Genomic DNA, 14,584 nt, shown 5'->3' with positions numbered 1-14,584 from the left:
GTCGCTCTTGTTTGTTAGGCAAAACACTTCATTTTGTTAGAAGTCGGATTTCTTGAAGGTGGTTGTTTTATTTGCTATAATCGTAGCAGAAATGGAGGCTTTATGCGCTTAACCAGCCAATTAATCACTGAAACGTTCCCAGATTTGGATAAGGTCGAAAGGCTTAACATTGAAGCTTTTCCAGAAGAGGAACGGATTCCTTTATCGGAGTTTTTACGCTATACGGATAATGACGACGCTCACTTTTTCGCTTTTTACAATGAGGATGAATTTGTCGGATTTGCCTTTGCTATTTCAAATGCTAAGGCCTTTTACGTCAGTTTCTTTGCCATTATGCCTCACTTGCGGAGTCACGGCTATGGTCAAGAAATTATTGAAAAATTAGTGGAATTTTACCAACGGACCATGTTGTTAGAAGTTGAGCGATTGGATGAAGAATGTGATAATCTAGAGCAACGTCAAGCTCGGATGGATTTCTATATTCGAAATGGCTTTAAAACAGCCAATGCTTTTCTTGAATACGAAGACCTTAGTTTCGAGATTCTCTACCGAGGAGAGGGCTTCGATGAGGAGGCCTACCGTGATATCTTCCGTAAACTTCAGGAAGAGAATTATTTTGATTTTCGCATCCAATACCGACGCTTTAGTGAAGATTAAAAACAAAAAGTGCTTCTCTGTTAGATTGCAGAGAAGCACTTTTTTAATTAATGGATGAAGAAGTATATAAGAATCTACAGTAGAGTCTTCTTTGTCTTAAGTTATTTTTAAATGCAATTATTCCAGTAAAAAGAATTGCCGTGGTGGAAGAAAGCTGTTATACTAGATAAGATTGAAAAATGTAAAGGAGAACACATGTTACGAAAAGGTTCCTTAACAGGTTTACTGTTATTTGGTATTTTCTTCGGTGCAGGGAACTTAATCTTTCCGCCTGCACTGGGTGCCCAATCGGGTAGCCATTTTTGGCCAGCTATTGCTGGATTTGTCTTATCAGGAGTAGGAATTGCGATTATTACCTTGATCATTGGGACGCTCAATCCTAAAGGCTATATTCATGAGATTTCACGTAAAATCGCACCTTGGTTTGCCATCGTTTATCTGGTAGCTTTGTATTTGTCTATTGGTCCTTTCTTTGCCATTCCGAGAACGGCTACCGTTTCCTACGAAGTTGGGATTGCGCCCTTGTTAGGAAATTCAAGTGGAAAACTTAGTCTCTTCGTTTTCACCTTGGTTTATTTCTGTTTAGCCTATTTGATTGCCCTTCACCCTTCTAAAATCTTAGATAGTATTGGTCGGATTTTAACTCCTGTTTTTGCTATCTTGATTGTTGTATTGGTTGTCCTCGGCACCTTCAAATACAGCGGACACGCGCCACAAGTGGCAACAGAAGCCTACCAAGCATCTGCCTTTGGTCAAGGTTTCCTTGAAGGGTATAATACCTTGGATGCCCTCGCTTCAGTAGCCTTTAGTGTGATTGCGGTAACTACCCTTAATCAACTTGGTTTCACCAGCAAGAAAGAATACATTAAAACCATCTGGATCGTTGGGATTGTCGTAGCCATCGGCTTTAGTATTTTATACATTGGCTTGGGTTACCTTGGAAATCATTTCCCAATTCCAGCAAAAGTAATGGCATCTGATGCCAATAAAGGGGTCTATGTCCTTTCAGAAGCAACCAAGGCTATCTTTGGACCAGCTGCTCAAATCTTCCTTGCGGGTATGGTGACGGTGACTTGCTTCACGACAACAGCCGGTTTGATAGTGTCAACCGGGGAATTCTTCCATAACACCTTCCCTAAAATCTCTTACAAGGTCTATGCGACAGTCTTCACTTTGATTGGTTTTGCGATTGCCAATCTTGGCTTGAGCGCCATTATTGCCTATTCATTGCCTGTCTTGATGATCCTCTATCCAATCACCATTACTATAGTGTTGATTGTGATTGTAAACAAATTTACTCAACTATCAAAACCAGGAATGCAACTGACTATTTTCTTAGTTAGCTTGGTGGCGATTGCAGATGTTCTTGCAAGCACCTTCAAACTTACAGGTCTGGCAAACGTCATTAAAACTTTACCATTTGCCGCCCAGTCCCTTCCATGGTTACTCCCAGCAGTAGTTGGTATTGTCCTCTCTCTTTTCTTGCCAAATAAACAAAGCGCAGAAGAATAATAAGTCGTCAATTGAACTCCAAAGTGATATGCTTTGGAGTTTTTGTTTGGCTTTGAAACTAGTTTCTAAATGATCCATTAGAAATCAAAGCGTAGCAGAAATTTTTAATTTAGGAGTTGGAGTGTTATACTAGTTGTAGCATATCAATATACGGAGTGTTTTATGAATCAAATCGTTTTCTCCTTCACAGTCTTTCTGGCAGGGATTCTCTCCTTTTTCTCTCCCTGTGTATTTCCTTTGCTTCCAGTTTATATCGGTGTCTTGTTAGGAAGTGATCAGGAAAAATCCATTCAGATTTTTGGGAAGAAGATTCGCTGGCATGGTCTTGTAAAGACCTTGTGTTTTATCGCAGGGATTTCTGTCATTTTCCTCATTATTGGTTTTGGGGCAGGTCTACTTGGGCAAATTATGTACACCAACTGGTTCCGATACTTGATGGGAGCGCTGATCATTATCCTTGGTCTTCATCAGATGGAAGTCTTTCACTTTAACTTCTTAGAAAAGCAAAAGACAATGGATTTTGGAGCCAACAAACACAAGAATGAATTACTTTCAGCTTTTTTGCTTGGGCTTGGTTTTAGCTTTGGCTGGACGCCATGTATCGGTCCGGTTCTAGGCTCTGTCCTTGCCTTAGCAGCGTCCAATGGTCAAGATGCCCTCATGGGTGCTCTCTATCTCTTTATCTATACACTAGGGATGGCTATTCCGTTTTTACTTTTGGCCTTAGCGTCTGGGATTGTTCTCCCATACTTTAATCGTCTAAAACCCCATCTCTTGTTACTGAAGAAAATTGGTGGCTTGATCATCATCATTATGGGGATTTTGTTACTCTTGGGACAATTGAATAGCTTGTCTGCTATCTTTTCATAAATTAAATGGAGGTTTACTCATTATGAAAGTTATTAAATACGCCAGTTTTTCGCTTCTTTCTCTGTCTATCCTGACTGCTTGCTCTATGAATCAGTCCGAAAGCGGCATGAATAATCAATCCATGAATAATCAATCAATGACCAATACTAGCACAAGTAAACATCCTTTAGTAGGAAAAGAAGCTAGTGACTTCGAGCTAAAGGATATGAAGGGGAACACGGTTAAACTTTCAGACTATAGAGGCAAAAAGGTTTACTTGAAATTCTGGGCGACTTGGTGTGGTCCTTGCCGACAAAGTATGCCTGAACTGAATAAACTGGTCGAAGAAAAGGACCGTGACTTTGAGATTCTCACAGTTATGGCACCAGGGATGCAGGGTGAAAAAACTGAAGAAGAATTCGTTGAATGGTTTGCCCAACAAGACTATCAATCAGTGCCTGTTTTGTACAATCCAGATGGATCTGCCTTTATGAATTATCAAGTTCGTTCCATTCCTACGGAAGTCTTTATCGATAGCCAAGGAAAGATTGGACATGTTCAATTAGGGGTAATTTCAAACGAAGATGCTAAGAAGATTATCAAAGAGTTGAAATAAAAAAATGAAGCATAAAGCTTCATTTTTTTATTAGTTGCTTGCACCAGATGTAGCATCAGCAGCTGCGTCACCGTGTCCTCCAGCATCTGAAGCACCTGAAGTAGCGTCTGCATCCCCATGGCCGCCAGCAGGAGCGAATGGTCCGCTACCGCCTACTAAGCGTTGACCAGTTGTTTGAAGGTACCAGTCCAACCATGGCTGGAAGTTAAAGACGATTTCGTTGATACCAGCATATGAACCATCTGGATAGTACATAGCTTGATAGTTGTGAGTATTGATCACGCCTTCAGGAGAGCCTGGAACAATGGTACGAACATATTCTTGGTTTCCGTTGCGAAGAGTACCAATGACCCATTCAACGTTTTTCATACGTGCTGGTGGAAGAGAACCGTGAACGGTTGACATCCGGCTACCTGATTGAGGTGGCACGCGTTTCGCAAACATGGTATCTGGATCTTGGTGGGCATTGTTGTAGTAGAGGAACTGGTTGTTGTCATCTGCGTATGTCAATTCGAAAGGCATAGCTTTTAAGAACATATCGATTTGATTAACAGTCAGGATACCGTGGTCCAATTTGACATAAGTATCGCCTGATACAGCACCTGTAATTTCTGCAACTTTTTCTACCCAATCTGGATCATCTGGGTCAACCTCAGTGATGGTAGTAGCGATTGGTTTTCCGCAATCCAAATCTTCTGGTTCAATTGGTTTTGGTTTTTTCAATTTAGAAACGACTCCTACGTATTTCACAAAGTTATCTAAACAAGTTTCAAGGAATTTAACTGTTCCTTCGTTCGTGATGTTGCCATCTGCATCAAAAGCTTCTTTCGCTTTTCCTAGAAGGAATTCGTTCCCTGGAAGGGTATAGGCATTGACACCTGGAGCATCAAGTATTTTACGAAGGTGAACTTGAGCACGAGAAGTCCCTTGGTCGTAGTAAGAAGCACCTACAATCATGACAGGTTTGCTTTCAAAAGGATGCACTTCATAGGAAAGCCATTCTAAAACAGATTTTAGTCCTGCTGAAATGGTGTGGTTGTGTTCAGGAGTTGCAATAATCACACCATCGGCACGAGTGATTTTATTGTTAAGGAGACGCAATTGGAAGCTTTCGTCCCATTTTTCATCTTGGTTGAACATTGGAACTTCGTCGATTTCAAGAACTTCTAATTCAAATTTGATCTTAAAATGACGACGGATGAATTCCAAAAGTTTGCGGTTATATGATTGGTCGTAGTTAGATCCTACAAGTCCTACAAATTTCATGCTAGTATGTCTCCTATCTTACAAGTTTTCCCAGTCGAAGTCTTCGGCATCTTTACGAAGTAATTCTTGAGCGTTGCGCAATTTTTCAGTAACTTTAACAAAGATACGGAAGTCATCAAAGATAGCATCCAATTTCTTGATGACGTCAAGATCTACTAAGTCACCATTTTGATCAAATGCTTGAAGAGAGTGAGAAAGCAAGAATTCGTCTGGAAGGACAGTGGCTTTAATTTCTGGTGAGTTCAAGATTTGACGCAGTTGCAATTGGGCACGAGATGAACCAAGTGTACCATAAGAAGCACCAGTAATCATCACTGGTTTGCTTAATAATGGGTAGATCCCATAAGATAGCCAAGCAAGTGCACTCATCAATACAGCAGGGATGGAGTGATCATATTCTGGTGTGCCAATGATGACGCCATCAGCTTCCTCAATTTTCGCAGCAATCTCTAAGATAGCTTCAGGAACTTGTTTGTTGGCTGGTTTGTTGAAGACAGGGATATCTTTGATCTCAACTAACTCAATCTCTGCCTTGTCAGCAAAATGCTTTTGCATGTATTGAAGTAGTTGGCGGTTTGTTGAACGTTTGGAGTTTGTTCCAACGATCGCAATAAGTTTTGTCATGGAAATTCCTTTCTGAAATTAAAATTATAAATAATCATGTAGCCCACTGGTATAGGCGAGGCGACCTGACTGATAGACTAGAATAGCATCCATGCCAGGTAAGGTTTCAACAATGTTTAAAATGTTGCTCGGTTCTTCACCGAACAAGCGGGTGGTCCAAATCTCTCCGTCAACTGATCGATCAGAAATAATCGTGAGACTTGCCAGTTCCGTTTCGACAGGATAGCCGGTTTGGGGATCAAAAATATGATGGAAGGACTGGCCGTCAACTTCGAGGTGTCGAACATAGGTACCTGACGTCACGACGGACTTATCTGTTACAGATAGAACCAGTAAATGTTCTCCTCTTGGAAGATGAGGATCTTGAATCCCAATTCTCCAAGGGCGATGACTGACAGGGTTTTGACCAAGGGTAAGGATATTGCCTCCCAAATCAATTAAAGCCTGTTCAATCCCCTGACTCCTGAGATAGTTAGCTAGTAAATCAGCACTAAACCCCTTAGCTAAAGCACCTAGATCAATTTTCATCCCTTTTCTTTTGAGAAAAACAGTTTGTTGATTCGGATCTAAGCAAATCTGATGAGGGTCAATGACTGTTAGGGCTTGTTCAATTTCTACTTGATCAGGCTTCCTAGCATCTGAAAAACCAATTCTCCAGGTTTGGACAAGTGGACCAATCGCAATGTTTAAATGACTTCCTTGCGCCTGACTATGGCTAGTTCCTAGAGCAATCAGTGAAAAAAGATCTGGATGAACCTTTACGGGTTCAATGCCAGCTTTTTGATTGACCTCCATCAATTCAGAAGAAGAGTCATTGGCACTAAAGCGATGCTCATAGGATCGCAGGAGACTAAAGCAATCGGCCAGTATTTGGTCAGCTTGTTGATGAGAAATCGAAACGGTTATGGTGGAGCCCATTAGGCGTTCAGATCGACTAGTTAGTTCCACAAATAGTAAACCACCTTTCCAATATTCACCTACTTCAAGTTTATCAAAAAGAAAGCCATTTCACAATCCCCCCAAGCAAAATTATTGACATTTTTCAGGACTTATGCAAATTGATTTGAAAATAATATCACAAATTGTAAGCAAAAAATTTGGAAACGATATCATTTTCATGTTATAATTGTATGGTAAATAAAATTAAAGGTAGGATTTTTTCTATGAGTAAAATCGTAGTTGTGGGTGCTAACCACGCTGGAACTGCATGTATCAACACAATGTTGGATAAATTTGGAAACGAAAATGAAATCGTTGTATTTGACCAAAACTCAAATATTTCATTCCTTGGATGTGGAATGGCTCTTTGGATCGGTGAGCAAATCGACGGTCCTGAAGGCTTGTTCTACTCTGATAAAGAAACGCTTGAAGCTAAAGGTGCGAAAATTTACATGAACTCACCTGTACTTTCAATCGACTACGATAACAAAGTTGTTACTGCAGAAGTTGAAGGAAAAGAACACAAAGAATCATACGATAAGTTGATCTTTGCTACTGGTTCTACACCAATTTTGCCTCCAATTGAAGGTGTTGAAATTGTCAAAGGGAACCGTGAGTTCAAAGCAACTCTTGAAAACGTACAATTTGTTAAGTTATACCAAAATGCTGAAGAAGTTATCAACAAACTTGCTGATAAGAGCAAACACCTTGAACGTATCGCTGTAGTTGGTGGTGGTTACATTGGTGTTGAGCTTGCTGAAGCTTTCGAACGTCTTGGAAAAGAAGTTGTCCTTGTTGATATCGTTGACACAGTATTGAACGGATACTATGACAAAGACTTCACACAAATGATGGCTAAAAACTTGGAAGACCACAACATCCGTTTGGCTCTTGGACAAACTGTTAAAGCTATCGAAGGTGAAGGTAAAGTTGAACGCTTGATCACTGACAAAGAAACATTTGATGTGGATATGGTTGTTCTTGCAGTTGGATTCCGTCCAAACACAGCTCTTGCTGACGGTAAGATTGAACTCTTCCGTAACGGTGCCTTCCTTGTTGACAAGAAACAAGAAACATCAATTCCAGGTGTTTATGCAGTAGGTGACTGTGCGACTGTTTATGACAACGCTCGTAAAGACACTAGCTACATCGCGCTTGCTTCAAACGCTGTTCGTACCGGTATCGTAGGTGCGTACAACGCTTGTGGACATGAACTTGAAGGAATCGGTGTGCAAGGATCAAATGGTATTTCTATCTATGGTCTTCACATGGTTTCAACTGGTTTGACACTTGAAAAAGCAAAAGCTGCAGGCTACAATGCAACTGAAACTGGATTTAACGACCTTCAAAAACCAGAATTTATGAAACATGATAACCATGAAGTTGCTATCAAGATCGTTTATGATCAAGATAGTCGTGAAATCCTTGGTGCTCAAATGGTATCACGTGATGCTGCAATCTCAATGGGTATCCACATGTTCTCATTGGCAATCCAAGAGCATGTTACAATTGAAAAATTGGCATTGACAGACCTATTCTTCTTGCCACACTTCAACAAACCATACAACTACATTACTATGGCAGCACTTACTGCTAAATAACTAAGTCCAAAAAACGCTCATGAGGGCGTTTTTTTGCTGTTGTCTTACTCAAAAGCTATAAAAAATAGTATAATTAAAGCAAGAAATCTGGGAGTTGAAAAGAATATATGAAACAAAGTCAGCAAATCCAAAGAGAATTTCAATCGACCTCGAGATCTATTTTATCTCAGGTTAGCAGAGGTGTTTTAGTAGGACTTGTAGTCGGCGCGATTGTCTCGAGTTTTCGATTTTTTATTGAGCATCTCTTTCATATTGTACAGGGATTGTATAAGGATCTTGGAAGAAGTCCGATCAATTGGATCATCATCCTTTCGATGTATCTTTTTATTATTTTGCTAGCTAGCCAGCTCATCAAAAAGAACAAAAACGTTAAAGGATCTGGTATTCCTCAAGTAGAAGCGGAATTAAAAGGACTGCTACAGATAGACTGGTGGGCTACGCTTTGGCAGAAGTACATTTTAGGGATTTTAGCAATTGCTAGTGGTCTGATGTTGGGGCGTGAAGGTCCCAGTATCCAACTTGGCGCCATGGGAGGAAAGGGGCTGGCTAAGAAACTTGCGCTTAGTCCAGTAGAAGAAAGAGCCTTGATTGCTAGCGGTGCTGCAGCAGGTTTGGCAGCAGCCTTCAATGCACCGATTGCGGGTCTACTCTTTGTAGTAGAAGAAGTCTACCATCATTTTTCTCGTGTCTTCTGGGTATCGACCTTGGCTGCGAGTTTGGTCGCAAACTTTGTCTCCCTCAATATTTTCGGTCAAACACCTGTTTTAAACATGCCGGACCACATCCCCCATATCGATTTATCCAGTTATTGGATTTTCTTAGTCATGGGAATTTTTCTGGGCCTAACTGGTTATTTCTATGAAGTTGCTGTTTTAAATATTGGTCGTGTTTATCAAAAGCTCGGTAGCTGGTTCAAAGTATCTGCCCCCTATTTTCCACTCTTTGCTTTTCTTTTGATCCTACCGATCGGTTATTATTTCCCACATTTACTTGGCGGTGGTAACCAGTTGGTTTTGAACTTAGCGCATGTCCCTCTTGGTATCCAAACACTAGTCTTTTATTTTGTGATACGGTTTATCTGGAGTATGATCAGTTACGGCAGTGGCCTTCCTGGTGGCATCTTCCTTCCGATTCTAGCTCTTGGATCTGTTTTAGGAGCCTTGGTTGCGGCTGTTTTATTGAAGTTTGGTCTCATACATTCTAATCAACTCCCCTTGTTTGTTATTTTAGGAATGAGTGGTTATTTCAGTGCCATATCAAAAGCGCCTTTGACAGCCATGATTCTAGTGACTGAAATGGTAGGAGATATACGAACCTTGATGCCGATTGGCTTGGTGACTTTGACAGCTTACATTACCATGGATCTGCTAAAAGGAGCCCCTGTCTACGAAGCCATGCTGGAGCAATTGATGCCTGAAGTGACCAGCGGTTCAGATGTCTTAACCCTGATCGAAATTCCAGTATCGGAGAAACTAGCAGGCCGTCAGGTTCGAGATTTAGACCTACCGAGAGACCTCCTGATCACAACTCATCAGCATAATGGCAAAAATAGTACGGTGCATGGCAGCACCCGCCTCTATCTAGGAGATAGTATCTACCTAGTAGTAAAAGAGACAGATATCGGTCGAGTGAAAGAATTACTTCTTTAATTCATTTTATTAAAGTTTTCTGACAATTGTTGAAAAATGAGAAAATCTTTGCTATAATAGTCCACGTAAAAAAGAATTCAGGAGAAAATTCCCATGAAAAAACTTGCAGTAGCACTCTTATCAGTCGCTTTATTAGCGGGCTGTGCCAATACATCTTCAAAAAACACAACTACAAATAGTTCCACTTCGACAGTGAAATTGTCAAAAGAGGACCAAAAAGCCTTGGACCAGGCGACAAGTGAATACAAGGAGTTTGTGCAAGGCCAAATCGACCAGTTGTTAAAAGATACAGAGGAATTTCAAAGAGTCCTCAAAAGTGGTGATTTAGAAGAAGCTAAGAAGGTCTATCCTTTGATTCGGATGTCTTATGAACGCTCTGAACCAATTGCTGAAAGCTTTGGGGAGTCTGATGTCAAGATTGACTTCCGTTTGGTTGACTATGTCGATGAAAACAAATCAGAAGAAGGATGGTCAGGCTTCCACCGTATCGAACGCATCCTCTGGGAACAAAATACAACCGAAGGCACTGAAAAATATGCGGAGCAATTGGTAAATGATATCAAAGAGTTGAAAGCTAAGATTGCGACAGTAGAAGTGACGCCAGATTTGATGTTGACAGGTGCGGTTGACCTCTTAAATGAAGTGGCGACACAAAAGATCACTGGGGAAGAAGAAATTTTCTCTCATACAGATCTCTATGACTTCCGGGCCAATATCGAAGGGGCTGAGAAGATTTTTGCACTCTTCAAACCTCTCATTGAGAAAAAGGATGCCAAACTAGTGAAAACCCTTGAAACAGAATTCAAGGCGGTGAATGACTTGTTAGACAAACATATGACTGATGATTCCAACTATAAATCATATACAGACCTAACAGAAGAAGATACCAAAGAACTAGCAGAAGCAGTTACAAAATTGGGAGAACCACTCTCTCAAATGGGAATCATTTTAAACGGTAAATAACAATGACAAAAGACGAAAAATTTTTTGAAAAGAAGATGGATCGTCGCGAATTTCTGAAAAAAGCAGGTATTGGGGGAGCAGGCTTAGCACTTGGTCTATCCGGTGCTTCTGCTTTTTTCGCTAATAAGGAGCAAGGCTCCAAAAATATCGCAGACGGTCAAGAAGAAATTAGCTTTTACGGCAAGCATCAGGCTGGAATTACCACCCCCATGCAGAAGAATATCTATTTTGTGGTGCTCGATCTCCGGACGACAGATAAAAACGAATTGATTCAGTTGTTTAAAGACTGGACAGATTATAGCCAGAAATTAGTCAATGGAGAACTGGTCAAAAAAGATGGATCCAACGCTCTCTTGCCTCCAAGTGATACTGGGGAAACAGTCGGACTAAATCCTTACCGCCTCACCCTAACCTTTGGTGTTTCGGCAAGCTTTTTGACCAAACTAGGCCTTGAGAAGAAACGTCCTAAACTCTTCCGGGATCTGCCAGCTTTTCCTAAGGAACAGTTGAGAGAGCAGTATACGGGTGGTGATATCGTTATCCAAGCATGCGCAGATGATGAGCAGGTGGCCTTTCATGCCGTCCGTAATCTGATCCGTAAAGGACGCAATAAGGTGACCATGAAGTGGAGCCAATCAGGATTTGCTGCTATTGGGGATCGCATGGAAACGCCCCGGAACCTTTTTGGCTTTAAGGATGGGACTGCCAACGTTACAACGGAGAAAGATTTTGATAAGGTCGTCTGGGCTGATAGTCAAGACTGGATGAAAAACGGCTCTTACATGGCTGTCCGCAGGATTATCATGCACCTAGAGACCTGGGACCGGACCAACCTGCAGGAGCAAGAAAATACCTTTGGACGCTATAAAGAAAGTGGCGCACCATTTGGAAAGAAAAACGAGTTTGACGAAGTGGACCTCTCCCTCTTACCAGTTGACTCACATGTCCGTTTGGCTAAAGAAGTGGATCTGCCAATTTTGCGACGCTCTTATTCATACTCTGATGGGATTGATCCGAAAACGGGGCAGTTTGATGCAGGATTGCTATTTATTGCCTTTCAAAAGGATCCAGACCGCTTTGTGAAAATCCAAACCAATCTTGGGGCAGACGATAAGATGAATGAATATGTAACCCATATTGGCAGTGGCCTCTTTGCCTGCTTCGGAGGTGTGAAGGAAGGAGGATACATTGGTCAAGACTTATTTGAATAAATTATTAGTTGTCTTTGTAGCCTGCCTCTTTTTCAACGTATCCCCTGTCCAAGCTGAGTCTTATAGTGATCTCTTTATCAAAATCACGGATGCAACGACAGCAGTTCGGGATAAGGATCAAGAAAAGGCTCACATTCTTGTCGCAGAGATAAAAGAAGAGTTTCTAAAGAAGGCCAATCATGATTCCAAAGCAGGAAAAGAGGTCCAGAAGAGTCTGGACTTGGAAGGTGAGATCACAGAAAAGCAATTGGTGACTGTCTCCACTTCCTTGCTAGCCTTTGAAAAAGAGCAAAATCCAGTCGATCTGGATGCTGAAAAGGAGAAGCTAGAAACTCGCTTGCAACCTTACTTTGAGAAGCTACAAGAGGCAATCACAGCAAAGGATCTCCAAGCGACACGAAAAGCTTACGCTGATTTAAACAACACCTGGACCCGGAATGAAGCGGTTGTCAGAGATCACAGTACCGCTTATTACGGAAAGGTAGAAACAGCCATTTCCTTCTTGAGAAGTGCGATCGAAACAGAGCCTACAAACTTTGACTCCATCCAATCTTCTTACAATGACCTAAAAAATGTCTTGGATCAGTTTATCAGTGGGGAAAAGATTGAGGAAACAAGTTCCAATCTGACCCTTTCAGACGGGATTAAGCTCCTCAAGAAAGCTCTTAGTCTCTTTCAAGCCAATGAGACTAGCCAAGCTAGTCAAGTCATGAAGGAGTTCATTACCATTTGGCCAACGATCGAAGGAGATGTCAGCACGACCAATCCTAGTCTCTATACGCGGGTAGAAAGTCAAAGTCCAGTTATTATGGTCAAGGGGAAGGAAAGCAAGTACCAAAAGCAACTGGAAGCTCTGATTAGTGATCTATCAGCTATTGATACCACCGCTTCTTATTCGGCGGTTGATGCTATGTTGATCCTCTTACGCGAGGGAGTCGAAGCTCTATTGATTATCATGGCTTTAGTGACCGTTCTCAAGTCAGCAAAACTATTCAAAGGATTGAAATGGGTTTATGCAGGTGCTCTTCTGGGTATTCTAGCCAGTGCAGCCATTGCAGTCGCTCTTCAATTCTTATTCCCAGCTGTGACCTCGGCTTCAAACCGCGAGGTGATCGAAGGGGCAGTAGGGATTATCGCAGTAGGCATGATGATTGTCATTGGGATTTGGCTACATCGTAAGTCCTCCGTTCAAAAATGGAACCAATTCATGGAAAGTCAGATGAAGGCTGTGACAGCAACTGGAAGTTTCATTTCTATGTTTGCCCTCAGTTTCTTAGCTGTCTTCCGTGAGGGGGCTGAGACTATCCTTTTCTATGTGGGGATCCTCCCTCGTATTCGCTCCTTTGATTTCTTCCTAGGGATCGGCTTGGCACTTGCAGTTTTAGCCATTCTCGCTATTCTCATGACCAAGGCAAGCCATCTAGTCAAGCCACATAAGATTTTCTTCATCCTGACTTGGATGATCTATGCCCTGGCCTTTAAGATGCTGGGGGTGAGCCTGCACGCGCTTCAATTAACCAATATGCTTCCCAATCATATCTTGAGTAATTTCCCAACCATTGATTGGGCGGGGATCTATCCGAGCTGGGAAGTTCTTGCTTGCCAAGTTCTATTCGTTCTTATTGTCGGGATTGTGACGGTGAAGCAGCATGAAAAATGAAGATAGAAGGCTCACTATTGTAGAGCATTTAAGTGAGTTTAGACGACGCTTCATCGCTTGTATCCTTTGTTTTTTCATTGTCTTTTGTGGAGCCCTCTTGTTTTCTGACCAGCTTTATGCCTTTTTGACGGCTGGATTTCGAGAGAAACTCTTGGTCCTTGGCCCTAATGACATTTTAAGCATCTACCTTCAGTTGGCAAGCTTAATAGCCTTTACCATCACCCTGCCCTTCACCCTCTTTCAAGTCTGGCAATTTGTAAAACCAGCTTTGAGAAAGGGAGAAGCAGGAGCTATTCTGCTCTATGTGCCGGCAAGTTTGATTTGTTTCTTGCTAGGCTTACTCTTCGGCTATTATCTGGTTAGTCCAGCTATTCTCGAGGTGCTCTTGAAGTTGGGACAAGGCCAGTTTACCATCCAGTTAACGGCACAGAACTACTTGGCCTTCATCTTTCATACGACAGTACCTTTGGGTGTCTTGTTTGAATTGCCGGTCCTTGTAGCCTTTTTGACCTCGATTCATATCTTAACGCCAGACTGGTTAAGGCGCTATCGTCGAATAGCCTACTTTCTATTGCTAGTACTAGCAGTCGTCCTGACGCCAGCTGATTTCATCAGTGATTTAGCAATGACCGTGCCCCTTATCTTGCTCTATGAAGTGAGTCTGGGCATCAGTCGCATCATCTATAACCGTATACAAAAAAGGAGATAAATTATGGGAATTTTACGTGATATCGGTGCACCAGGACTGATTATTATCATCCTGGGAGCCCTCTTAATCTTTGGACCAAAGCGTTTGCCTGAGCTAGGGCGCTCACTTGGGAAAATGTTCTCTGAATTCAAGTCAGCCGTCAACAATGGTGCTACTGAAAAAGAAGAGGACAAAGAAAAGACTGGTAAGACTGAAGAATAATAGCTTGCCTTTCATGATATTTTCTGACAGAACTATCTTTTGTTCTTTCATTTTCAATAATAGCAAAAGCAGGAGTAGATCGTTAAAACGATATCTAAGTATGAATCCTGCTTTTTGTTATTATTGA

Annotated in this window: 14 protein-coding genes; 11 read left to right on the top strand and 3 right to left on the bottom strand. The window is 41.6% G+C overall.

All coding sequences use genetic code 11. From position 1 onward, the window contains the following. The first annotated feature begins 102 nt into the window (after positions 1–102). The 4 genes from EL081_RS05515 to EL081_RS05500 all read left to right on the top strand — a co-directional run bounded on the left by EL081_RS05515 (position 103) and on the right by EL081_RS05500 (position 3,634). Positions 103–657 carry a GNAT family N-acetyltransferase gene (locus EL081_RS05515; protein ID WP_126404275.1) on the top strand — a complete coding sequence of 185 codons (555 nt, stop codon included), beginning with the start codon at positions 103–105 and terminating at the stop codon, positions 655–657. A gap of 195 nt (positions 658–852) precedes the next feature. Beyond that, positions 853–2,169, top strand: coding sequence for a branched-chain amino acid transport system II carrier protein (gene brnQ, locus EL081_RS05510; RefSeq protein WP_126404274.1), 1,317 nt, complete (start codon positions 853–855; stop codon positions 2,167–2,169). Between the two features lie 162 nt (positions 2,170–2,331). Then, positions 2,332–3,039 (top strand): thiol-disulfide oxidoreductase-associated membrane protein CcdA2, encoded by a 708-nt coding sequence (ccdA2, locus tag EL081_RS05505; RefSeq protein WP_023023299.1) that lies wholly within the window; start codon positions 2,332–2,334, stop codon positions 3,037–3,039. 22 nt (positions 3,040–3,061) lie between these two features. Then, positions 3,062–3,634, top strand: a complete 573-nt coding sequence (locus tag EL081_RS05500; RefSeq protein WP_126404273.1) for a TlpA family protein disulfide reductase — start codon at positions 3,062–3,064, stop codon at positions 3,632–3,634. 30 nt (positions 3,635–3,664) lie between these two features. On the opposite strand, the gene EL081_RS05495 is transcribed toward EL081_RS05500, so the two are convergent. The 3 genes from EL081_RS05495 to EL081_RS05485 are packed head-to-tail and all read right to left on the bottom strand — an operon-like array spanning position 3,665 to position 6,442. After that, positions 3,665–4,900 (bottom strand): NAD(P)H-dependent oxidoreductase, encoded by a 1,236-nt coding sequence (locus EL081_RS05495; protein WP_126404272.1) that lies wholly within the window; start codon positions 4,898–4,900, stop codon positions 3,665–3,667. An 18-nt stretch (positions 4,901–4,918) separates the two neighbouring features. After that, the gene (locus tag EL081_RS05490) at positions 4,919–5,524 is read right to left on the bottom strand and encodes an NADPH-dependent FMN reductase (protein WP_006596326.1); all 606 of its coding nucleotides are present in this window, start codon (positions 5,522–5,524) and stop codon (positions 4,919–4,921) included. 24 nt (positions 5,525–5,548) lie between these two features. Continuing rightward, positions 5,549–6,442, bottom strand: a complete 894-nt coding sequence (locus EL081_RS05485; RefSeq protein WP_414485342.1) for an FAD:protein FMN transferase — start codon at positions 6,440–6,442, stop codon at positions 5,549–5,551. A gap of 245 nt (positions 6,443–6,687) precedes the next feature. Between EL081_RS05485 and nox the strand changes: the two genes are divergently transcribed. The 7 genes from nox to EL081_RS05450 all read left to right on the top strand — a co-directional run bounded on the left by nox (position 6,688) and on the right by EL081_RS05450 (position 14,457). Then, the gene (nox, locus tag EL081_RS05480; RefSeq protein ID WP_126404270.1) at positions 6,688–8,064 is read left to right on the top strand and encodes a H2O-forming NADH oxidase; all 1,377 of its coding nucleotides are present in this window, start codon (positions 6,688–6,690) and stop codon (positions 8,062–8,064) included. A 107-nt stretch (positions 8,065–8,171) separates the two neighbouring features. Next, entirely contained in the window at positions 8,172–9,713 is a 1,542-nt protein-coding gene (locus EL081_RS05475) for a ClC family H(+)/Cl(-) exchange transporter (protein ID WP_126404269.1), read from the top strand. Positions 9,714–9,806: 93 nt separating this feature from the next. Continuing rightward, complete coding sequence (efeO, locus tag EL081_RS05470; RefSeq protein ID WP_126404268.1) at positions 9,807–10,676, top strand: iron uptake system protein EfeO; 870 nt, start codon at positions 9,807–9,809, stop codon at positions 10,674–10,676. 2 nt (positions 10,677–10,678) lie between these two features. Continuing rightward, on the top strand, positions 10,679–11,887 hold the full coding sequence (gene efeB / locus EL081_RS05465; protein ID WP_048691247.1) for an iron uptake transporter deferrochelatase/peroxidase subunit: 1,209 nt from the start codon (positions 10,679–10,681) through the stop codon (positions 11,885–11,887). Further along, positions 11,865–13,547 carry an FTR1 family iron permease gene (locus tag EL081_RS05460; protein ID WP_126404267.1) on the top strand — a complete coding sequence of 561 codons (1,683 nt, stop codon included), beginning with the start codon at positions 11,865–11,867 and terminating at the stop codon, positions 13,545–13,547. The genes efeB and EL081_RS05460 overlap by 23 nt, the downstream gene beginning before the upstream one ends. After that, positions 13,537–14,256, top strand: a complete 720-nt coding sequence (gene tatC, locus EL081_RS05455; RefSeq protein ID WP_126404266.1) for a twin-arginine translocase subunit TatC — start codon at positions 13,537–13,539, stop codon at positions 14,254–14,256. Before EL081_RS05460 ends, tatC begins: the two co-directional genes overlap by 11 nt. A gap of 3 nt (positions 14,257–14,259) precedes the next feature. Further along, on the top strand, positions 14,260–14,457 hold the full coding sequence (locus EL081_RS05450) for a twin-arginine translocase TatA/TatE family subunit (RefSeq protein WP_126404265.1): 198 nt from the start codon (positions 14,260–14,262) through the stop codon (positions 14,455–14,457). The last annotated feature ends 127 nt before the right edge of the window (positions 14,458–14,584 follow it).

It is taken from the genome of Streptococcus viridans (assembly GCF_900636365.1).
Taxonomy (GTDB): Bacteria; Bacillota; Bacilli; order Lactobacillales; family Streptococcaceae; genus Streptococcus; species Streptococcus viridans_A.
The sequence above is the reverse complement of the archived record's forward strand: the minus strand, read 5'-3'. Positions and strand labels throughout refer to the sequence as shown.